19 protein-coding genes are annotated in these 20,446 nt (G+C 55.9%); 7 read left to right on the top strand and 12 right to left on the bottom strand.

The window, feature by feature from the left end; translation table 11 throughout:
- Window positions 1–53 precede the first annotated feature (53 nt).
- From A936_RS20015 to ybiB, 4 genes are all read left to right on the top strand, one after another.
- The gene (locus tag A936_RS20015; RefSeq protein ID WP_008461006.1) at window positions 54–1,433 is read left to right on the top strand and encodes a hypothetical protein; all 1,380 of its coding nucleotides are present in this window, start codon (window positions 54–56) and stop codon (window positions 1,431–1,433) included.
- Window positions 1,434–1,435: 2 nt separating this feature from the next.
- Complete coding sequence (locus A936_RS20020; RefSeq protein ID WP_008461007.1) at window positions 1,436–1,834, top strand: CesT family type III secretion system chaperone; 399 nt, start codon at window positions 1,436–1,438, stop codon at window positions 1,832–1,834.
- Between the two features lie 195 nt (window positions 1,835–2,029).
- Window positions 2,030–4,189, top strand: a complete 2,160-nt coding sequence (dinG, locus tag A936_RS20025; protein WP_008461008.1) for an ATP-dependent DNA helicase DinG — start codon at window positions 2,030–2,032, stop codon at window positions 4,187–4,189.
- Between the two features lie 14 nt (window positions 4,190–4,203).
- Window positions 4,204–5,166 carry a DNA-binding protein YbiB gene (gene ybiB, locus A936_RS20030; RefSeq protein WP_008461009.1) on the top strand — a complete coding sequence of 321 codons (963 nt, stop codon included), beginning with the start codon at window positions 4,204–4,206 and terminating at the stop codon, window positions 5,164–5,166.
- Between the two features lie 130 nt (window positions 5,167–5,296).
- Here the strand turns inward: ybiB and ybiJ are convergent, their stop codons facing one another.
- Window positions 5,297–5,557 (bottom strand): DUF1471 family protein YbiJ, encoded by a 261-nt coding sequence (gene ybiJ, locus A936_RS20035; protein ID WP_008461011.1) that lies wholly within the window; start codon window positions 5,555–5,557, stop codon window positions 5,297–5,299.
- A gap of 361 nt (window positions 5,558–5,918) precedes the next feature.
- On the opposite strand from ybiJ, the gene A936_RS20040 reads away from it, so the two are divergent.
- Entirely contained in the window at window positions 5,919–6,752 is an 834-nt protein-coding gene (locus A936_RS20040) for a helix-turn-helix domain-containing protein (RefSeq protein WP_008461013.1), read from the top strand.
- A 34-nt stretch (window positions 6,753–6,786) separates the two neighbouring features.
- On the opposite strand, the gene A936_RS20045 is transcribed toward A936_RS20040, so the two are convergent.
- The 5 genes from A936_RS20045 to A936_RS20065 all read right to left on the bottom strand — a co-directional run bounded on the left by A936_RS20045 (window position 6,787) and on the right by A936_RS20065 (window position 11,778).
- Window positions 6,787–8,229, bottom strand: coding sequence for a leucyl aminopeptidase family protein (locus tag A936_RS20045; protein ID WP_008461015.1), 1,443 nt, complete (start codon window positions 8,227–8,229; stop codon window positions 6,787–6,789).
- Window positions 8,226–9,194, bottom strand: coding sequence for a glycosylasparaginase (locus A936_RS20050; protein WP_008461018.1), 969 nt, complete (start codon window positions 9,192–9,194; stop codon window positions 8,226–8,228). The genes A936_RS20045 and A936_RS20050 overlap by 4 nt, the downstream gene beginning before the upstream one ends.
- Window positions 9,195–9,200: 6 nt before the next feature.
- A complete protein-coding gene (gene celB, locus A936_RS20055) occupies window positions 9,201–10,508 on the bottom strand; it encodes a PTS cellobiose transporter subunit IIC (RefSeq protein ID WP_008461020.1) in 1,308 nt (435 codons plus the stop codon).
- A 192-nt stretch (window positions 10,509–10,700) separates the two neighbouring features.
- A complete protein-coding gene (mcbA, locus tag A936_RS20060; RefSeq protein ID WP_008461021.1) occupies window positions 10,701–10,958 on the bottom strand; it encodes a DUF1471 family periplasmic protein McbA in 258 nt (85 codons plus the stop codon).
- Window positions 10,959–11,151: 193 nt separating this feature from the next.
- A complete protein-coding gene (locus A936_RS20065; protein WP_008461022.1) occupies window positions 11,152–11,778 on the bottom strand; it encodes a flavin reductase family protein in 627 nt (208 codons plus the stop codon).
- Window positions 11,779–11,880: 102 nt separating this feature from the next.
- On the opposite strand from A936_RS20065, the gene rlmF reads away from it, so the two are divergent.
- A complete protein-coding gene (gene rlmF, locus A936_RS20070) occupies window positions 11,881–12,822 on the top strand; it encodes a 23S rRNA (adenine(1618)-N(6))-methyltransferase RlmF (RefSeq protein WP_008461023.1) in 942 nt (313 codons plus the stop codon).
- On the opposite strand, the gene ybiO is transcribed toward rlmF, so the two are convergent.
- The 6 genes from ybiO to rhtA form a co-directional block, all read right to left on the bottom strand.
- Window positions 12,823–15,078 carry a mechanosensitive channel protein gene (ybiO, locus tag A936_RS20075; protein WP_008461024.1) on the bottom strand — a complete coding sequence of 752 codons (2,256 nt, stop codon included), beginning with the start codon at window positions 15,076–15,078 and terminating at the stop codon, window positions 12,823–12,825.
- 127 nt (window positions 15,079–15,205) lie between these two features.
- Window positions 15,206–15,928 (bottom strand): glutamine ABC transporter ATP-binding protein GlnQ, encoded by a 723-nt coding sequence (gene glnQ, locus A936_RS20080; RefSeq protein ID WP_008461025.1) that lies wholly within the window; start codon window positions 15,926–15,928, stop codon window positions 15,206–15,208.
- Entirely contained in the window at window positions 15,925–16,584 is a 660-nt protein-coding gene (glnP, locus tag A936_RS20085) for a glutamine ABC transporter permease GlnP (RefSeq protein ID WP_008461026.1), read from the bottom strand. The genes glnQ and glnP overlap by 4 nt, the downstream gene beginning before the upstream one ends.
- Window positions 16,585–16,711: 127 nt before the next feature.
- Window positions 16,712–17,458: a glutamine ABC transporter substrate-binding protein GlnH gene (gene glnH / locus A936_RS20090; RefSeq protein WP_008461028.1), complete on the bottom strand. Its 747-nt coding sequence runs from the start codon at window positions 17,456–17,458 to the stop codon at window positions 16,712–16,714.
- 361 nt (window positions 17,459–17,819) lie between these two features.
- Complete coding sequence (dps, locus tag A936_RS20095) at window positions 17,820–18,323, bottom strand: DNA starvation/stationary phase protection protein Dps (protein ID WP_008461029.1); 504 nt, start codon at window positions 18,321–18,323, stop codon at window positions 17,820–17,822.
- A 309-nt stretch (window positions 18,324–18,632) separates the two neighbouring features.
- Window positions 18,633–19,520 carry a threonine/homoserine exporter RhtA gene (gene rhtA / locus A936_RS20100; protein ID WP_008461030.1) on the bottom strand — a complete coding sequence of 296 codons (888 nt, stop codon included), beginning with the start codon at window positions 19,518–19,520 and terminating at the stop codon, window positions 18,633–18,635.
- Window positions 19,521–19,891: 371 nt separating this feature from the next.
- Here rhtA and ompX point away from each other — a divergent pair, with 371 nt between their 5' ends.
- Complete coding sequence (gene ompX, locus A936_RS20105; RefSeq protein WP_008461031.1) at window positions 19,892–20,401, top strand: outer membrane protein OmpX; 510 nt, start codon at window positions 19,892–19,894, stop codon at window positions 20,399–20,401.
- Window positions 20,402–20,446 lie beyond the last annotated feature (45 nt).

Consider the following 20,446-nt stretch of genomic DNA (forward strand, 5'->3'; position numbering starts at 1 on the left):
CGCCGCTCTCCCCACATAACCTGTTGACGCAACAACTAAAGTGGGGAGATATCATGCCGTTAAACAACGTTGATACCAGCCTGAGGGTCGATCCAGGCCTGATAAGCGGTAACTCAAACCGACGGGTTTCCATGCGCCTCGCGCTGGAGCCTAATAATACTCAGCATTTCGATTGCACCGTGAACGTGTCGTCGCGCCGGGCTGACGCGCTCTATTACGCCAATAAGGCAATAGATGATACCTGGCGCATTCTGGACATGGGGTCGGGTAACCAAAAGAACCATGTTCGCGCCACGATGGCCGAATCCTATAAGCGAACGCTTCTGTCGCAGAAGGAAACGGGCAACGGGGACTACACCGTGCGCGCCTGGGAGGCCTCTAAGTTTCGAGCGGGAAACTGCGGCGAAATGGCGGCGGTGAATGCGCTACTGCTGGCGAACTCCCGCGTCAAACAGCCGGTTTCCGTAGTGCATAACCGCGATGTCGACCACGCTTTTGTGATCATCGGCGATCCGCGGGAGAACGGGCGGTCTGTGGTGTCCGACCCCTGGCCGGAATTTGGCCGAGCCATGCGGATAGAAGACGCGAAATTCGGCGACAGTTACCACGTACTGCATACGTATCCTGTTGGCCACCGGGACGATGATGTCCGCGAGAAGCTGCTGCGTGGCGAGAAAGCGACGCAGGCGGAAGTGGATAAAGCGTTCCGTAAGGCCGCGCCAAAACTCGCGAAGCTAAGCCCTGAAAAGCTGCGGGACTCGGTGGTGGCGGGGCCAGGATACGTGCAGCGGCACGCCTCCAACAACCTGGGTATTCAGTACGATGGCACCGACAGCCGGGGCGTTGTGCAACATTTTGACCAGTCGCTGTCCGTCGGGCAGATGCGTTCCCGAATGATCGGGCCTCAGGCTGCGGTAGATGCGCAACAGCGTGGGACACCTGCGCCAACGTTCACCAGTAACGATCGGCCTCGTCAGCGCACGGAATCGTTCGCCGCGGAATCTTCTTCCCGTGGCCGCCGCCCGAGAACGGCATCCAATGCGGTTCCCCCCGCAGCCCCTCGTCGCCGGGCAAACTCCGTCGATATTCGTCCGGCCCCGATGCCTATTTATGCCCCACCGCCTCCCGCGCCTGGAGGGATGTACAGCACGGTTCCGCTGCCGGGTCATGCCCCCGCGTTCAACTACGGCCCGCCGCCAGCGGCTGCACCGGTTTACAGCTACGGCCCACCGCCAGCTGCAGCGCCGGTTTACAGCTATGGCCCGCCGCCGGTGCACGCCCATGCGCCTATGCACGCGATGGCAAGCCGACCGGTTTACCGTGAGCCGCCGGTTATTCCGCCGGATGTCTACGGCACTGCACCAGCCCCGGCCCGAACCCGGCCTCGATCTAACTCAGTCACTGCCGCTTTCCGGCGAATCATAGGTAACTAACGATGCCCGCACCTTCAAAATTAGCGCAAGTTTTGCAGCCGCTGTTGACCGATGAGCTGGGGCAAAGAGTCGAGCTTGAGAACGCAGAAGGCTATTCCGTTGAGCTTGGCGAGGGCGTGACGCTGGAGATCAGCGAATCGCCGGTTGGGCACCTGCTGCTGAGCTGCATGCTGCCCGTTCAGCCCACCCGGCTGAGCGATACCGACACGCTGACGGTGCTGCTGCAGGCTAATCTGCTGGGGATGGATTATCCCCCGGTGCTCACCGGGCTGCTGCCCGACCAGCAGCAGGTTGTGCAGTGGAGCAGTCTGCCGTTCCATCAGTTGGAGCCGGAAGTGCTCAAGCGGCTGTTTAACCGCTTTGCGCAGCAGGCCGAAAAGCTGGCCGCGTGGTTGGTTTAACCGCGATCCTCACGTTTTAGCCGCCTTCGTGCGGTTAAAACGTTTTTCTGAATGAACCTCCAGGAAGAGGCAAAAAACGGCAGGGTCAGGGGAGTAAAAGTAAAACAATAGTGGCTGTTTATACAGTATCTCGTCATAATTCGGGCCACAGACGCCGTTCTGTGACTTAAATTATCCAGAGAAAGAAGTGATGTTATGGCTTTGTCGTCGGCGCAAAAAGCGCAAATAGGTGCCTGGTATAAGGCGTTACAGCAGCAGATCCCGGATTTTATTCCGCGAGCGCCTCAGCGGCAGATGATCGCCGAGGTGGCGAAGACCCTTGCCGGTGAAGAAGGGCGGCATCTGGCTATTGAAGCGCCGACCGGCGTCGGCAAAACCCTCTCTTACCTGATCCCCGGCATTGCTATCGCCAGAGGGGATCAAAAAACGCTGGTGGTCAGCACCGCCAACGTGGCGCTGCAGGATCAAATTTACAGCAAAGATCTGCCGCTGCTGCGCAAAATCATTCCTGACCTGAAGTTTACCGCCGCCTTTGGCCGCGGGCGTTACGTGTGCCCGCGCAATCTGGCTGCGCTGGCGACCGATAACTTTACGCAGGGCGATCTGCTGGCGTTTCTGGACGATGAAATGTCGCCGACCAGCAAAGCCGAACAGCAGCGCTGCGCCAAACTTAAAGCCAGCCTCGACGGCTATAAATGGGACGGGCTGCGGGATCACACCGATGAGGCGATTGACGACGATCTCTGGCGACGGCTAAGCACCGATAAAGCCAGCTGCCTGGGGCGAAACTGCCACTGGTATAAAGAGTGCCCGTTCTTTGTGGCCCGCCGGGAAATCGACGAGGCGGAAGTGGTCGTGGCCAACCACGCGCTGGTGATGGCGGCGCTGGAAAGCGACGCGGTGCTGCCGGAGGCGAAAAATCTGCTGCTGGTGCTGGACGAAGGCCATCATCTGGCGGACGTTGCCCGCGACGCGCTGGAGATGAGCGCGGAGATAACGCCGGACTACAGCCGCCTGCAGCTCGACCTGTTCAGCAAGCTGGTGGAAACCTGCATGGCGCAGTTCCGGCCCAAAAGCCCGCCGCCGCTGACCGTGCCTGAACGTCTGACCAATCACTGCGACGAGGTGTATGAGCTGCTGCAGTCGTTTAACGCGATCGTTAGCCTTTGGCTGCCGGGGGAACGGGAAGGCGAACACCGCTTTGAAATGGGCGTCCTGCCCGAAGAGATCATGGTGATTTGCCAGCGCCTCGCGAAGCTGATGGAGGCGCTGCGCGGCCTGTCGGAAGCGTTGCTCAACGATTTGAGCGAAAAAAACGCCAGCCACGATATCGTGCGCCTGCACCGGGCGCTGCTGCAAATGAACCGGGCGCTAGGCTTTTTTGAAGCGCAGAGCAAGCTGTGGAAGCTGGCGGCGATGGAGCAGGCCTCCGGCGCGCCAGTGTCGAAGTGGGTGACGCGTGAAATCCGCGAGGGGCAGCCGCATCTGTTCTTCCACTGCGTGGGGATCCGCGTCAGCGATCAGCTGGAAAAAATGCTGTGGCGCAAAGTGCCGCATGTGATTGTGACCTCCGCCACGCTGCGCTCGCTCAACCGCTTTGATCGCCTGCAGGAGATGAGCGGCCTGCGTGAGAAAGCGGGCGACCGGTTTATCCATCTGGACTCGCCGTTTAATCATATTGAGCAAGGGAAAATCGTTATCCCCAAAATGCGCTTTGAGCCGCTGATGGAGCACGAGGCGCAGCATATTGCCGAGATGGCGGCCTTCTTCCGGGCGCAGCTGGCGCAGGGCGAGCATAAAGCGATGCTGGTGCTGTTCGCCAGCGGCCGCGCCATGCAGCAGTTTTTAACCCACGTCACCGATCTGCGGCTGATGCTGCTGGTGCAGGGCGATCAGCCCCGTTACCGGCTGGTAGAGCTGCATCGCCAGCGCGTTCAGGCCGGGGAAACCAGCGTGTTGATTGGCCTGCAATCTTTTGCCGAAGGGCTGGATCTGAAAGGCGAGCTGCTGACTCAGGTGCACATTCATAAGATTGCCTTCCCGCCGGTAGACAGCCCGGTGGTGGTCACCGAAGGGGAGTGGTTGAAAAGCCTCAACCGCTATCCTTTTGAAGTGCAGAGTTTGCCCAGCGCCTCTTTTAATCTGATTCAACAAGTTGGGCGTTTAATTCGTAGCCACGCCTGCTATGGTGAGATAGTCATTTACGACCGCCGCCTGCTGAGTAAACGCTACGGCGAGCGTCTGCTGGCCGCGCTGCCGGTGTTCCCGATTGAACAGCCCGAGGCGCCGGAAGCAAAAGTGATAATAACGACGCCGAAACACACTGTACGGCGCAAACGTGTGAGCAAGAAATAGCAAGGAGAGTCTGGATGGACTATCGCAAAATCATTAAAGAAATTGGCCGTGGGAAAAACCACGCCAGAGATCTCGATTTTGATACGGCGCGCGGGCTGTATAGCCACATGCTGAAGGGCGAAGTGCCTGACCTTGAGTTGGGCGGGGTGCTGATTGCCCTGCGTATTAAGGGCGAAGGCGAAGCGGAGATGCTCGGTTTTTATGAGGCGATGAAGCAGCATGTCATTACGCTCACGCCGCCGCCCGGCAAGCCGATGCCGATTGTCATTCCTTCCTATAACGGCGCCCGCAAGCAGGCCAACCTCACGCCGCTGCTGGCGCTTTTGCTCAACAAACTGGGTTACCCGGTTGTGATCCACGGCGTGAGTGAAGATCCCACCCGAGTGCTGACGGAAACCATCTTTACGCTGCTGGGCATTGAGCCGACCCGCCACGCCGGACAGGCACAGGCGAAGCTTGAATCTCATCATCCCGTCTATCTGCCGATTAGCGCGCTTTGCCCGCCGATGGAAAACCAGCTGGCAATGCGCTGGCGCATGGGGGTGCGTAACAGCGCGCACACGCTGGCGAAGCTGGCCACGCCGTTTGAGGAGGAGGCCGCGCTGCGTTTGGCCAGCGTTTCTCACCCGGAATATGTGCCGAAAGTGGCGAAGTTTTTTGCTGATATCGGCGGGCGGGGGCTGTTAATGCATGGCACCGAAGGTGAAGTGTACGCCAACCCGCTGCGCTGCCCGCAAATAACGCTGATTGATGGACAGGGCACCCGCATCGTGAGCGAACGGCAAGCCGAACACGAAGGCGTCGTGCTGCCATCAGGCAAAGATCCTGAAGTCACTGCCCGCTGGATTGAGCGCTGCGTGGCGGGCGTTGAGCCGGTCCCGCAGTCGCTGAAAATTCAGATGGCCTGTTGCCTGGTTGCTACCGGAGAGGCTGCAACGCTTGAGGCCGGCCTGGCGCGGGTTGCCGACGTATTCTGAATGCTAAACAAAAAAAAGCCCGCGACAGGCATCGCGGGCAAACAAGGGTAACATCAGGGTTAAACAAGGGTAGTGGTATCAAGGCCGATGAGGGTACCAGCCTTGATGAGGGTATTACTTGAGCGCGGGATTATTTGTAGATAACCGCGGTGCCGCTCATTTGGCCTTCGGTGTTGGCAGAAGTAATCGCGTAAGAGCTTGCGCCAGCGGCTTCTGCTTTAGCGGCCAGTTTTGCTTCCAGGCCATCCAGAGTTGTTGCGCCAGTGGCGGAAACAACGCCAATTTTATTCAGGTTCTGCGCCTGGGCTTCGTTTACGGATTGGGCAGCGAAAGCACCGAAAGACAGAGTAGAAAGAGCAATTGCAGCTACAGCATATTTGATGGTTTTCATGGCTAAATTCTCGCAGGTTGTTCTGTTAAGGTGACGTTGTTCCGTCGATGTGATTATGGTCACACTTTTTTGTGGAAGAATAAATCGAAGAGAATTGACGACCTTAATCAAAAAAATTGAATTAGTTATAACGTATTGAAATAAAAGATAATTACGGAGTAAATAGTTTCGTTGCGTGACGTTAACCCTAGAAACACTTAGTTTGCGCACATTTTGCTACTCTTTTTGCCAGCGCTGGTCTTACCTGATGTGCAATCGCTTGCGCCTCTTTTTCAGCCTGACTTTGATGATTTGCGCAGTAAGCTGACAGGGAAGCTTTTATACTGTTCTCTTTCCTTTTTAACCCGACGGATGAGGTTCGATGGAGATAAAGCTGCACTCCAACGCCACAACAACGCCGCGTACGCGAAAGTACATTCAGGAGTCCGCGAAAACGGACGGCGAGCTGGCGGAGGAGCTGAACATTTCGGTCGATACCGTCCGGCGCTGGCGTAAACGCGCCGACTGTTACGACAAATCTCACCGGCCGAATACCATTCATCGGGCGTTAAGTCACGAGCAGGAATCGATGCTGATCTTCCTGCGCGTGCGCCTGGCGCTTTCCCTCGATGAACTTCTCGAAGCTGCTCGCTTACTGATTCAGCAGGGGATTTCCCGCGCAAGCGTCAGCCGTATGCTGCAAAACTGGCAGCTGTCGCGCATGGCTAAGCCAACGCTCAGCCAGACGCCGGGCCATTTTACGCTGGATACCTTCTCGCTGCCGGAGACGATTAGCCATAAGCAAGGTGAACTGCTGGTGTTCAGTGAAAGAACCTCCGGCTATATGGCCGTTGCGCTGCGCGAGCGCGGCAGTGAAGAGGTGGCTGAGCCGCTGGTGGGCTTTTTGCGGGAAGGGTTGCCGCTCGCCGTACTTTCTTTAACGGCAAAATCTTGCTCTTTTACGCACAAGCTTGCAGGGGAACTGGGCGTGCCTTTACAGGCTGTGGAGCAGGAAGCTTGGCTGGAAAAAGCCGGGCAGGGCAATTACCACCAGGCGCTGGAAGCGCTGCTGAACGGCGAGCGCTTTGATAAGCGGCTGGGGCTGGGGGCGGTGCTGCTGGAGTTTGAAGATCTGCTCAATAAAAGGATTATCCGCAGCAGGCTGAAAAACCTGACGCCCGAGGCGTGGCTGAAACTTCATCATTCCCATCGTTAAAGCGCCCCATTGGGGCGTTTAAGTCATGGCAACGCTATTTCCCTTCACACAGCGACAAGAAATACTGCGTCAGCAAATGTGCCGGGCGGCCGCTGGCCTGGGTGAATTTCCCACGCGACAGCGCGGTGCCGCTGACGTCCAGATGTGCCCACGGACGCTGGGGGCAGAACTTACTCAGGAACTGGGCGGCGGACACCGCAATGGCGGCGTTGTTGGGTGGCGTGTTGGTGTAGTCGGCAATGACGCTTTTGACCTGACCGTCAAAGCTTTCGTCCAGCGGCAGCGGCCAGACGCGATCCTGTGTCAGGCTACCTGCCTGCTGCAGGCGCTGGCTTAGGGCTTCATTGTTACTCATTAAGCCCGAAATATCGTAGCCCAGCGCTTTGACCACCGCGCCGGTCAGCGTGGCGACGTCGATCATTTCGGCGGGCTTAAAATGCGCTGCGGCGTAGCTGAGCGCGTCGGCGAGAACCAGCCGCCCTTCGGCGTCGGTATTAATAATTTCGACGCTGGCCCCCGAGTAGGAGCGCACGACGTCACCCGGCATCATCGCCGTGCTGCCGGGCATGTTTTCCGCCAGCGCCATAAGGGCCACGACGTTAATAGGCAGCTTAAGACGCTTCACCGTTTCCATCATGCCGAACACCACTGCCGCGCCGCACATGTCATATTTCATGGTGCGCATGCCTTCACCTTCTTTCAGCCACATTCCGCCGGTATCGAAGGTGATCCCTTTCCCGACGAGGGCGTAAACTGGCGCTTCTTCGCTGGCACCCTGCCAGCGCAGCGTCACCAGCCGGGGAGGGTTGACGCTGCCTTTTCCCGTGGCGTGCAGGCAGCCGAGTCCGTGGTCAAAAATGGCCTGCTCGTCCAGAATCTCGCACTGGGTTTGCGGGTGTTGGCGGGCCCAGGTTTCCGCCCGCAGCGCCACATCCTGTGGCCGACAATTCAGCGCGGGTAAATCCGCCAACTGGCGAGAGAGCAGCATGCCCTGCGCGATGGCTTCGGCCTGGGAAGCCAGACGGCGAGCCAGCGCATTATTGGGTTCGGTAATCAGCCACAGCTCGCCATTGCTTTGCGGTTCGTCTTCGCGATAGCCCAGCTGCGGCAGCTGATAGAAGCGGTTGAGGAGGGCAATCAGCAGCGTGCGCAGGCGAACAAAGGTGGTTTCATCCGCCAGATTAAAGCCCGCGAGATCCAGCGCCACGGGCTGCAAAACAGGGGAGGGCAGCAGCGCTTCGGCGGCGGAAAGCAGCTGGCGAAGTACGGCTGGCTGAGTGATTTCTGCTGAAGGCAGCAGCGACAGCCGCGCACAGATACCCCGTAAACCAAAGGTGGTGGTTTGCGGTTCATCGTGGGTTGACATCTCTTCCAGCAAGGATTGCAGGGCGTTTGGCCAGCGGCTTAGGGAAGTGTCCCACAAGATAAGATGAGCGTTGTTAAAGGCTGCATCGGGTGAAACGAGTATACATTTCATTGGATTACCTCCGCGGTGATGCGCTGCTTATAGGCGTCCAACCACTCGCGGTCTGCCGGGCGGATGACCGTGCGGTTGCCGTCCCTGGTAGTGAGAAACACCTGGGCGGGCTGCGCTGGAGTGGCAACAGAGAAGGAGAAGTTGTCGATGGTTGTCGCCGCGCCGTATTCGCCCCGGTTGTTCATGCAGACGACGGACAGGTCGCCTGCCCGGCCGTAGCGGGCAATCAGTCGGGCTTCAAGATCGTACACGGCGGACTCAGCCGCGCGCTGGGGAGACATGCCGCGCGCCATGCGGCTGACGATTTCATAGCTGATACAGCCTTTCATCAGGTCTTCCCCGAGGCCGGTCGCCGTCGCGGCACCCACTTCGCTGTCGGCATAGAAGCCGGAGCCGGAGACCGGGGAATCGCCCACCCGGCCAGGGCGTTTCATAAACAGGCCGCTGGTGGAGGTGGCGACCGACATTCTTTGCTGGCCGTCAAGGGCGATAACCCCCACGGTGTCGTGCCCGGTGTACGGGCTTAAGCCGCGATCCAGTGTTTCGCGCTTGCGCTTCAGGTAATGGTTGTACGCGCGCTCGGTCAGCATGGTTTTGCTTTCAAAACCCCGATCTTTGGCCCACGCTTCGGCACCCTGGCCGACCATAAAACTGTTGAAGCGCTCTTCGCTCAGGGCTTTGGCCACCAGAATCGGATTGGCAATATTTTTTACCCCCGCCACGGCACCGAGCGCGAGGCTGGTACCGTCCATAAAGGCGGCGTCGAGTTCGACTTCGCCTTGTTCATTCGGCAGGCCGCCATAACCGACCGATTTATAGAAGGGGTAATCTTCCACGCATTTCACCGCGTGCACGACGGCATCGCTCGCCGAACTGCCTTGCTGCAGCCGTTCAGCCGCTTCACCTATCCCTTCCCATGCCATACGCCAGGTGGCGATCGTTCCCCAGTTTGCTGCTAACGTCATGTTTAACTACTCCGTGGCGGGTTTACGTTCAGTCACTTGAGCCGGTGATTCATTGGCCCGATATTGCCGGTCGACCACTTTCAGGAACGGCAGATAAATCAGCGCCCCGATGCACAGGTTGATTATCTGGATAACCGCACCGCTCAGGTGGCCGGTGACGATAAATCCGCTTAATACCGGCGGCAGCGTCCAGGGGATATACACCCCGGTGGTGGTGGCTACCATGCCAATGGACATCGCGATGTACTGCACGGTGACCAGCACCAGCGGCACAAGGTTGAACGGGATCAGCATGACGGGGTTCATGATGACCGGCAGGCCAAACAGCACCGGCTCGTTAATGTTGAAGATGGAGGAGCCGACGGCCAGGCGCGAAACGTTTTTGATGTGCTGGCTGCGGGCAAACAGCAGCATAGCAATCACCAGAGACAATGTAGCGCCCGCGCCGCCCATCCAGATCATGTCGTAGAACTGTTCCGTCACTACGTGCGGGGGAGGCATCCCGGCCTGCGTGGCGGCCAGGTTATCCATTTGGTTTTCCATCCAGAACGGACGGAGGATGCCGTTGACCATCGAGCCGGAGTTGATCCCCACCGACCACAGGCTGGTGATGCTGAAACAGGTGAACAGTGCGCCAATGTAAGAGGTGCCGAAGTGGCGAATCGGCGTCGCCAGCACTTCATACACGAACTGGTGAATGGTGTGGTAGTCGGTTTTGGCAAACAGGACGCGAACCGCCAGGGCGACAATCAGAATCAGCAGCGAAGGGATGAGGGCGGCAAAGGATTTTTGCACCGCCGGTGGGACGCCATCCGGCATTTTGATCACCCAGTTCTGGCGCAGCATCCAGGCAAAAAGCTCCGTGCTCGCCAGCGCTCCTAGCATCGCCACAAACAGCCCCTTCGATCCCAGCCATTCCATCGGAATCAGGTTGCCGACGTCCGGGTGCTTCGCAAAAGGCGTGAGGATCAGAAAGCAGGAGAGGGACAAAATGCCCGATGACATTCTGTCGATGTCGTAGCGTTCCGCCAGCCGGTAGGCCACCAGAAAACTGATAAACACCGCCATCGTAGAGAAGATGGCGTTAAAAGGGATCTCAACGGTGGCGGACCACCCCTCACCAAAAACAGAAGCCATAAACTGCTGGTAATGGGTACTTGGGAAGGACGAGATCACCAGCAGAATGGAACCAACGATAATAAACGGCATGAACGAGATATAGGCGTCGCGAATGGCGCCGAGGTGGCGCTGCTGCGCCATTTTGGCAGCCAGCGGCATCAGCCGGGCTTCTAATGCGGCCATCAGGTTTTTCATTTTACCGCTCCGTAAGTAATCACAAGAGACAATTCTTGCGTGCTTCTACCTTAGTGTTTGTTCAGGGCTAATAAAGTGAGTTAATTCACAGATGAGCCATATAAGTATCATATGATTGCTTAAATGGTTTGAGGGTAAAGGTGCCATAAAAATGCCCCGCAAAGCAGGGCATTATGTTGGCCGGAACGCGGGCTATTTGTAGATAGTGGCGGTGCCGTACAGGCGGTTATCGCCGCCGGCGGAGTTAATTACATAGCCGGTTGCACCCTGTTCCTTCGCTTTTTCAGCCAGTTTAGCCTGGAGATCGTCAAGGTTAGACGCTTTGGCGGTGACGGTACCAAAAGGTTGCATCTGTCCGACGTTTGCGTTACTCATTTCCTGGGCTGCCATGGAGGCAAAAGGCAGTGCAGCAAGAGAGATAACCGCAGAGAAATACAGCAGTTTTTTCATCTTTACATCCTCTTGAGCGTTGAGAGCAAAACACCTTTTTGTTGTCTGACAATTACAGTCTAGTTCCCCTTTGGGCAGGCAATGGCGCAAAAAACTGATGGACTTGTGCGTGTTTTTTGAACGATAAAACTTGACCAAATGCTGACAAAAAAGCCACAACCAGGTGGCTGATTTTAATTGTTTTTTTTCTGGTTTAGCGCGCGTCAGGGCGAACCAGGTCAAAACGCTGTGATTCATCAACCGTGTAATAGGCGGTTGGCCCTCCGGCCCGCAGCACGGGTTGCGCCAGCGCGGTCTGGTAGATGCCGTCGATAAGCAGGTGCTCGTCGATGTGTACGGCAACCACTTCCCCCAGCACCAGCCAGCTGTTCAGCTCGTCGCCGTCGGCAGAGGTCAGGCGAATGCACTGCGACAGGCGGCATTCAAAGTTGACCGGGCTTTCAGCCACCAGGCTGGCGCTGACCTTGGTGCCTGCAATTGGAGTCAGGCCCGCATGCTGGAACTCATCTTCTCCTCTGGGGAGCGTGACGGAGGTTTCATTCATCTGTTCTGCGAGCGGGCGCGTGGCCAGATTCCAGACGAATTCTTTGGTGTCGAGGATGTTCTGGACGCTGTCTTTCCAGCCGGTGCTGGAAAAACCAATGATCGGTGGACGATAGTTAAAGCAGTTAAAGAAGCTGTACGGCGCGAGATTGCGCTGGCCCTGCAGGTTGCAGGACGAAATCCAGCCGATTGGGCGCGGCCCGACAATGGCGTTCAGCGGATCGTGTGGTAAACCGTGGCCTTCCGAGGGCTCGTAGTAATAACGTTTTTTACTCATTACGCACCTGAATTCATGTTGGAAAGGTCAAATCGTCAGCGATGTATTTACCCGACGCGGAGAGCAGAGTATCTTACGCGGCCACACAAGGAGAAGCCCCCAATGAAAACCCCTGCCGACACCAAACCTGGTTTGCACCCGCGTAACCGTCACCGTAGCCGCTATGACTTTGCCGCATTAACCGCGAGCAGCCCGGCGCTGGGCGAGTTTTTACGCCCGGGGCCGCACGGCGACACAACCGTTGACTTCGCAAATCCGCTGGCGGTGAAGGCGCTGAACCAGGCGCTGTTGGCGCATTTTTATCAGGTTAAGCAGTGGGATATCCCCGAAGGGTACCTTTGCCCGCCAGTGCCGGGCCGGGCGGACTATATTCACCATCTGGCCGACCTGCTGGCGGAAGGCAACGGCGGCGTTGTGCCTGCCCAGGTTTCCGTCCTGGATATCGGCGTCGGCGCGAACTGCATTTATCCACTCATCGGGCAGCACGAATACGGCTGGCGCTTTACCGGCTCTGAGCTGGACGGCGATGCGTTTCGCAGCGCGCAGCAAATTGTAGACGGCAATCCTGGGCTTAGCCGCATGATCCGTCTCCGTCGCCAGAAAAATGCTGGCTGCATTCTGGACGGCATCATCCACAAAAATGAAACCTATGATGCCACGCTATGTAATCCGCCATTCCACGATTCAGTCGAGGCGGCCCGCAGCGGCAGCGAGCGTAAGCGCCGCAATCTTGGCCAGGACGCAAGCGCGGCGCTGAACTTTGGTGGTCGTGAGCAGGAGCTGTGGTGCGAGGGGGGCGAAGTGGCCTTCGTCAGCCAGATGATCAAAGAAAGTAAAGCGTTTGGCCGCCAGGTGCTGTGGTTTACGTCGCTGGTTTCAAAAGGTGAAAACCTGCCTGCGCTGTACCGCGTGATGCAGGAAAACGGCGTGGTGAAAGTGGTGAAAAAAGAGATGGCACAGGGGCAAAAACAGAGCCGTTTTATTGCCTGGAGCTTTATGGATGATGCCCAGCGCGCACGCTGGGCGAAAACCCGCGGGAAATAATTAGTTGGCTGTGCTGGTGGGCGGCAGCGCGCCGGCCGCCGCCTCTGTCGCCTGTAGCGCCTGTGCTGCATCGACACCCGGCTGCATGACCTGCACGGTTTGCACCGGGGGCCTGATGCCCGCTTCATCAAAGTGTTTTTTGACCATTCCGTCGAGCGCGTAGCGCACCGTCCACTGTTTTAGCGGCAGGGTGGTAAAGGTCACGCGTACTGTGAAGGCCTGGTTCGTCAGCCCCACAATGCCTGAGAACAACGGCTCGCCAATGACCAGCAGACGAATATCTTCCTGGCCCATCAGCGCGTCCACGGCTTCTTTCAGTACCCGGTTGGCGTTGTCCACGTCCTCCTGCCTGTCGACGTCGTAGTTCGCGACGAAAGAGCCAATCCCGCGGACAAAGTTGGCAAAGGTCGTTATCGATGACCACGGAATAATATGGTAAGCCCCCGTATCCTGGCGTACGCCCACCGAACGAATCGACATTTTCTCGACTGTGCCTGTAATCGCGCCGATGGTGACGTAGTCGCCGGTATTCATCCCATTTTCAAACTGAATGAATATCCCGGTAATAATATCCTTCACCAGGGTTTGCGAACCAAAGCTTATCGCTAGCCCCAGCGCCCCCGCCCCCGCCAGCAGAGGTGCGATGTTCACGCCGATTTCAGAAAGCAAGATCATGATGGTGATGGTGCTGATCACCACGGCCAGCGCGTTACGGAACAGCGTTAGCAGCGTGCGGGCTCGCGCGCTTGGCATCGGGCGGCCGTGGATATCCGACGCAAGGCGGTTTTCGATCAGGCTTGCCAGCAGCGTCCAGCCTACCGCCGAGAAGAAAAGGATCAGTACAATGCGGATCAGTATATCGACGGTTTTTTCTCCGGCACCCTCAGTGAGCCATTGCCAGACATCGAAAAGCCCCCAGGCGTCCAGCAGCAGCATGACTGCGACGCAAACGGTAAGAATACGTGCCAGCTTCAGCGAGACGGAGATCCAGCCATTAAGACGCTTTTGCAGCTCGGGGTAATTGCGCTGCACCTGTGGAGAAAGGGTGATGGTTTTTGCTATCCAGCGCGAAAGCATGCCGGAGATAAACGCCGCCACGCCGATGATGGTCAGGCTGTGCAGTGAGGCGCCCATCATAAATTTCAGGCTGTTGCCCGGATCGAAAAGCGAAAGGAAAAACAGCACCACAAAATAGAGACAAGCGAGCCAGTGCCAGATGAGCGCAAAAGCACGAATAAACAGGCTAAAGAAGCTCATTGAGCGATCTGCCAGGTGAATCAGGCTTTGCTGGATGGCGCGTTTGTTGTGAAAAATCAGATATAGCGCCCAGACGGTAATCAGTAGCATGACCACCACGTTAACCATGGCGCTGATCTGGGCGTTGACCTGATTGGCGAGAATCGGCACCACCACCAATAACCCATAGCCGATGATGGTACTTAGCCAGGAAAGGCGAATACTCCAGTAGCGGGCGCCCTGGTCGCCGATGGGGAAGGGGCGTAGCGCCGGGAAACGCGGGCTGAAAATGAGGCGCAGAACAGCCTTGAAGAACTCGATAAGCCCAAAGGCATTAAGAAATAGCCCCTGCTGGCGCGCGATAGTGGCGTTGCCTGCGTTCATTTTGTCACTCAGGAGCTGCCCGACGAATAGCGTTAACGCCAGCAGCAGGATGTCCACCGCAAAGGCGCCGAGGATGGTCACCGGCAGGTGAAGCCAGTTGGTATGATCGCGGTTTTTTCTTCGTCCCCAGTCGCCCATTTTGGCCCACAGCGGCCTGACGCCGGCGCGAAGCAAGAAATAGAACACAAAAACGGCGCTGGCGAGCATCGCGAAGTGGCTCAGCGCATTGAAGAAAGTCTGCTGGTTAAAGGCTTTCCTCGGTGCGCTGGCGATATTTTGCTGGAGCAGCTCAAAACGCTGCGTAAGTTCTCCCCCATAGCGGCGGCTGACGTCGGTGACGTTTTCGAGCACGGTTTTGTCTTCAGTGAGCGTATCCGGTGGGGCAATAACCGGCATGGTGTGTGAGGTGCCGTCAGCGGCGACTTTGCGAAGCTGCTCGATGAGTTCACTCCGGGACTTTGGGTTGTCGAGCACGTCGGCGAGCGCCGAGTACGCTTTTTTCTTTTCTTCTACGCTGGGTTCTGTTTGTGTGGCGCTGCCCTGGGATGTCGAGGCGGCAACGGCGGCAGCGGGTAAGGTGACTGCATGGCCGGGCAGGCTCATCAGGTTAAACAGTAATATCAGGATCCATCGCACAGCGCTCCTCCGGACTGAGAAAATCTGACAAAGGAGTAAGTATAGTGGCTGAGATTTTGGCGAGGAGAAAAGCGGGATGATTCCAGAAAAATCAGGGCGGCTGGAATTTGCCGCCCTGAGTCAGGCGTTATGCGACGTGCTGCAGAAACTCGCGCAGACGCGGGCTCGGCGGGTTGTCGATAAGTTCTTGTGGGTTGCCGTCTTCCGCCACGCGACCTTTGTCGATAAAGATCAGGCGAGAAGCCACTTTCGCAGCAAAGCCGACTTCGTGGGTCACGATCACCATGGTCATGCCTTCTTCGGCCAGGTCCTGCATCACTTTCAGCACTTCATGACGCAGTTCCGGGTCGAGGGCCGACGTTGGTTCATCAAACAGCATCATCTTCGGCTTCACGGCAAGGGCACGGGCAATAGCCACACGCTGCTGCTGGCCGCCAGAAAGCTCTGACGGATAGTGATGCGCGCGTTCCGCCAGGCCAACCTTCGCCAGCAGCTCTTTCGCCAGCTTCTCAGCGGCGTCTTTTTTCATGCCGCGGACGCGAATCGGGCCGAAGGCGACGTTTTCCAGCGCCGTCAGGTGCGGGAACAGGTAGAACTGCTGGAACACCATGCCAGCTTCCTGACGGATCAGGCGATCGTCTACCTTCGGATCGTTCACTTTCAGGCCGTCAACAATCAGGTCGCCGCTGGTGATCTCTTCCAGCTTGTTGATGCAGCGCAGCAGGGTTGATTTGCCGGAGCCGCTTGGCCCGATAATCACCACCACTTCACCCTGTTTGATGTTCAGGTCAATGTTGTGCAGCACCTGGGTTTGGCCAAAGTGCTTGGAGACATTTTTAAATTCAATCACAGGATTTTCATCCTTCTTTCAAGGCGACGCAGCACGAAGCTCAGCACCAGGGTAATAATCAGATAGAAGACCGCAACGGCGCTCCAAATCTCCAGCGCGCGGAAGTTACCGGCGATAATTTCCTGACCCTGACGAGTCAGCTCTGCTACACCGATAACGATGAACAGCGAGGTGTCTTTGATGCTGATGATCCACTGGTTACCCAGCGGCGGCAGCATACGGCGCAGCGCCAGCGGCATAATCACGTGACGGATGGTTTCACGTTTTGACAGCCCAAGTGCAAGGCCCGCTTCCTGGAAGCCTTTATGAATTGAGAGCACAGCACCACGGGTGATTTCCGCGATGTAGGCTCCGGAGTTGATCATGATGGTGACGACCGCTGCGCTGAACGGATCGATACGCAGATCGGTAAAGGCCATCGGCAGGGCGAAGTAGATAAACATCACCTGCACCACAATTGGCGTGCCGCGAATCACTTCGATGAAAACAAGCGCTACGTGGTTGGCAATCCAGCCGCCGTAGGTACGGGCAAAGCCCGCCACTAAACCAATTACTAAACCGCCGCAAAGACCCAGGATAGAAATCCATAGGGTCATCTTAGCGCCTTCAAACAAGATGGGAATTGCAGGCCAAATGGCGCTCCAGTCAAACTGCATGATGTGTTCCTGTTGTCTACCGTGGTTCACCTCTTCGGGCTTCAGGCCGGGGCCTTGCAGCGTGAGAGGCGTTTAATAATAAGAGGGGCGAAAGGCGCCCCTCAGGTCTTACTCATACTTAGAATTATTATTTAGGCTCGGTACCGAACCATTTTTTGTAGATTTCGTTGTACGTGCCGTTCTCTTTCAGGGTTTTCAGCGCGCCGTTGATTTTGGTGCGCAGTTCGTCGCTGCCTTTAGGCAGGGCGATACCGTACTGCTGAGCTTCCAGAGACTCACCTACCGCTTTGAACTGACCGTTGCCGGCGGTTTTGATGAAGTACAGGATGTTTGGCGTGTCGTGCAGAACCGCGTCAGCGCGGTTGGTGCCCAGTTCCATGTAGGCGTTATCGATGTTCGGGAACTGACGCAGGTCTTTGGTTTTGATGTTAGCTTTTGCGTAATCAACGGAGCCGGTGCCGCCTTTAACAGCAACCACTTTACCGTCCAGATCTTTCACGCTTTTGATGTCGTTGTTATTGGCTTTGACCATCACCAGCAGGCCGCTTTTGTAGTAGCCGTCGGAGAAGTCGATCGCTTTTTCGCGCTCAGGAGTGATGGTGATCCCGGCCAGTGCCAGGTCCACGTTTTTGGTTTGCAGGGCAGGGATGATGCCGCTGAAGTCCATTGGCTTCAGGGTATAGTCCAGCTTCAATTCTTTGGCGATAGCCGCCCACAGATCCACGTCAAAGCCGACATACTGATCGCCTTGTTTAAATTCAAAAGGAACGAACGCGGTGTCGGTCGCAACGACCAGTTTTTTATCAGCGGCATGGGAAGATACAGCGAAAGCCAGGGTAAGTGCAGCCAGTGAAACTTTCAAAATCGACTTCATAGCATTTCCTTTGTTAATCCACGGGGCGATCCCCTGCGTCAGCGGCGACTCATGAAAGAATCGTGCCAAATTTGCAACTTACTGTTTTGCAAGGATGTGATTATTTAACATTGCACATTGAGCGTTGCAAGCAGGTCATAACGCACCGTTATGGTGCACCATTTTGGTGCGCAAAATGAGCCGGCAGGGTAGGGGTTAGTTTTACCGCGAAATCAGTGGACAAAACAATCATTCGTTAACGATTGTGTGAGGTGATTATTACATTTGATTAACTTTGGGCTATGAATTAATCGATGGTCTGCGCTGTTTTGGTGCAGGCTCCGCCCCCGGGCGGAGGAGGAGCCATAGGAAAATGCTCTGGTTACTCGATATTGGACTCAATGAACCACAGGAATTTGTCCAGATCGCGGGAAACGGCGGTGAAAATATCTGCGGTATCTTCGTCTTTTGCTTCACCAATGGCTTTACGCACATCGTTCGCCACGATGGCATAGCGATCGGCCAGCTCTTTCAGGTGCTCCTGAACGGTGTGAATGTCCAGCGGATAGCTTTTCAGCGGAGTTTTGCTGTTGATCACCTGAGTGGTGCCCAACGCCACGCCGCCAAGCTGCACGGCACGTTCTGCCATGGTGTCCAGGTGCTCGGTCAGCGCCGTACGGAAGCCGTCCAGCATTTCGTGCACGGCAATAAAGTTAGCTCCGCGCATATTCCAGTGAGCCTGCTTGGTAATCAGCGACAAGTCGATGAACTGGACGACCTGGCGATTCAGCAGCTCGATAGTGGCTTTTTTCTCGCTGTCTTTTACATCATTGCGGGTATATAGCAGGTTTGTAGATTTAGTTTTTACCAGTTTAGCGGTACTCATAATCTTTCATCCTCTTGATGTTGGTGTCCCAATGAATTACCGGGGATAAGTATAGCACCACTTTTTTACTTTGCTGGTGAGGGTAATACCTATCAAACCGATAGTAAGAGAAAAATGGAAAAGATTAATTTGTTATTTAACAGCTGGTTATTGAGTGTTCTTAATTTATGTCAAAAATCATGAATAAATATGACGGCGAAAAGAAAATAATTCTTATTGAGTATTACAGTTGACGGGAATATAAGTGCTTGATTACGGATACATCATTTAATGCGGCAATTATCACCGCATTAAATGCAGGGCAACAGATTAATTTATGTCGACGTTTTTAATCTGTGCTTCGCGTTTCATGGTCAGCGTTGATCCCACCGATGCTGCGATGATTGAGAGCAGAGCCAGCCATTGTACCAGGGTCAGGTGCTCCCCGAGGAACAGCATACCTGACAGGGCCGCAAGGCCAGGCTCAAGGCTCATGAGTGTGCCAAAGGTGCGGGTAGGGAGTCGGGTTAACGCAATCATCTCCAGCGAATAAGGCAGCGCCGTGGAAAGCACGGCAATGGCCAGGCCGACGGGTAGCAGCGACCACTGCAGCAGCGAGCTGGTGGCTTCCCAGGCGCCCAGGGGGACAAAGATAATGGCAGCAATCAGAGAACCAAACGCGACCGTGGCGGGGCCGTGCTCAGCGCCCGCTTTTTGCCCGGCAATAATGTAGATAGCCCAGCAGGCACCGGCCCCGAGGGCGCAGGCAGCACCGGTCAAATCTACCTGGGAGATGTCCTGGCCGAGGGGAAGCAGGAACCACAGTCCGGCTACCGCCAGCACCACCCAGATAAAGTCCACGGCACGGCGTGAGCCAAAAAGCGCCACGGCAAGCGGCCCGGTAAACTCCAGCGCCACCGCGATGCCCAGCGGTACCGTGCGCAGAGAGACATAAAAGAGGTAATTCATGCTGCCCAGCGCCAGCCCATAAAACAGTAAAGGCAGGCGTTGCTCTGGCTTAAAACGCAGGCGCCAGGGTTTAAAAATCACCGCGAGAATAAGAGTGCCTAAAAACAGGCGCAGCGAAGTGACGCCCTGGGGACCGATTAGCGGGAATAATGATTTCGCCAGCGAGGCGCCGCTTTGAATCGAGGTCATGGCGATAAGTAAAACTACGATCGGCAGCCAGCGCGGCATATTACGGGAGGTTTGCGGCATCCTGTACCTTGTCAGTATTTGTCTATGTTTGGTCAAGAAAATAAAAGTCTGCCCAGTCTAAAGGATTAAGTTATGGCTGGTTGAACTTTCATTAAGAAAAATTCTCATGGCGTGGAGTACGATCCGGGGGCTTTTGTCAGTTTGTGTCAAAAATAATTCCAGAATTATCTGAATGACGATGTTATTAAAGGGATTAAAATTTGCCGTCGTGAAGCGGTATTTTCCTGATTTTTTAGTGATTTAGCATGTAGTGGAAATGTTATGTTACAGGAAAAAGATCGTTAGACAACACAATTGGCGAAGAGTTTCTGTCATGGTTTTGTTATATTTAAAACTTAGGACTTACTTGAAGCACATTTGAGGTGGATATTATGAAAAAAATTGCATGTCTTTCAGCTCTGGCCTGTGTTCTGGCCGTCTCCGTAGGTACCGCATCTGCAGCAACCAGCACCGTAACCGGTGGCTATGCTCAGAGCGATATGCAGGGCGTTGCTAACAAAGCTGGCGGTTTCAACCTGAAATACCGTTACGAAAATGATACCCCGCTGGGCTACATCGGCTCCTTCACCTACACCCAGAAAAGTGACACTTCTAACGACGTGTACACCAAAGGCCAGTACTACGGCATCACCGCTGGTCCTGCTTACCGCATCAACGACTGGGCAAGCATTTACGGTGTAGTCGGTGTTGGCTACGGTAAATTCCAGGCGACTCAATTCCCAGGCGCTCACGATTCCGTTAGCGACTACGGCTTCTCCTACGGTGCTGGCCTGCAGTTCAACCCAATCGAAAACGTTGCTCTGGACTTCTCCTACGAGCAGAGCCGTATTCGTAGCGTTGACGTTGGCACCTGGATCGCTGGCGTAGGCTACCGCTTCTAATATCCCTTTCGGGATAGAAATAAAAAATCCGCCCAAGTGGCGGAT

Source organism: Enterobacter sp. Ag1 (assembly GCA_000277545.1).
In the GTDB taxonomy this organism is placed as follows: Bacteria; Pseudomonadota; Gammaproteobacteria; order Enterobacterales; family Enterobacteriaceae; genus Cedecea.

Coding starts and splice junctions, on each gene's coding strand:
- A936_RS20015 (WP_008461006.1), top strand. CDS start 54: ATGCCGTTAAACAACGTTGATACCAGCCTGAGGGTCGATCCAGGCCTG.
- A936_RS20020 (WP_008461007.1), top strand. CDS start 1,436: ATGCCCGCACCTTCAAAATTAGCGCAAGTTTTGCAGCCGCTGTTGACC.
- dinG (WP_008461008.1), top strand. CDS start 2,030: ATGGCTTTGTCGTCGGCGCAAAAAGCGCAAATAGGTGCCTGGTATAAG.
- ybiB (WP_008461009.1), top strand. CDS start 4,204: ATGGACTATCGCAAAATCATTAAAGAAATTGGCCGTGGGAAAAACCAC.
- ybiJ (WP_008461011.1), bottom strand. CDS start 5,557: ATGAAAACCATCAAATATGCTGTAGCTGCAATTGCTCTTTCTACTCTG.
- A936_RS20040 (WP_008461013.1), top strand. CDS start 5,919: ATGGAGATAAAGCTGCACTCCAACGCCACAACAACGCCGCGTACGCGA.
- A936_RS20045 (WP_008461015.1), bottom strand. CDS start 8,229: ATGAAATGTATACTCGTTTCACCCGATGCAGCCTTTAACAACGCTCAT.
- A936_RS20050 (WP_008461018.1), bottom strand. CDS start 9,194: ATGACGTTAGCAGCAAACTGGGGAACGATCGCCACCTGGCGTATGGCA.
- celB (WP_008461020.1), bottom strand. CDS start 10,508: ATGAAAAACCTGATGGCCGCATTAGAAGCCCGGCTGATGCCGCTGGCT.
- mcbA (WP_008461021.1), bottom strand. CDS start 10,958: ATGAAAAAACTGCTGTATTTCTCTGCGGTTATCTCTCTTGCTGCACTG.
- A936_RS20065 (WP_008461022.1), bottom strand. CDS start 11,778: ATGAGTAAAAAACGTTATTACTACGAGCCCTCGGAAGGCCACGGTTTA.
- rlmF (WP_008461023.1), top strand. CDS start 11,881: ATGAAAACCCCTGCCGACACCAAACCTGGTTTGCACCCGCGTAACCGT.
- glnP (WP_008461026.1), bottom strand. CDS start 16,584: ATGCAGTTTGACTGGAGCGCCATTTGGCCTGCAATTCCCATCTTGTTT.
- glnH (WP_008461028.1), bottom strand. CDS start 17,458: ATGAAGTCGATTTTGAAAGTTTCACTGGCTGCACTTACCCTGGCTTTC.
- dps (WP_008461029.1), bottom strand. CDS start 18,323: ATGAGTACCGCTAAACTGGTAAAAACTAAATCTACAAACCTGCTATAT.
- rhtA (WP_008461030.1), bottom strand. CDS start 19,520: ATGCCGCAAACCTCCCGTAATATGCCGCGCTGGCTGCCGATCGTAGTT.
- ompX (WP_008461031.1), top strand. CDS start 19,892: ATGAAAAAAATTGCATGTCTTTCAGCTCTGGCCTGTGTTCTGGCCGTC.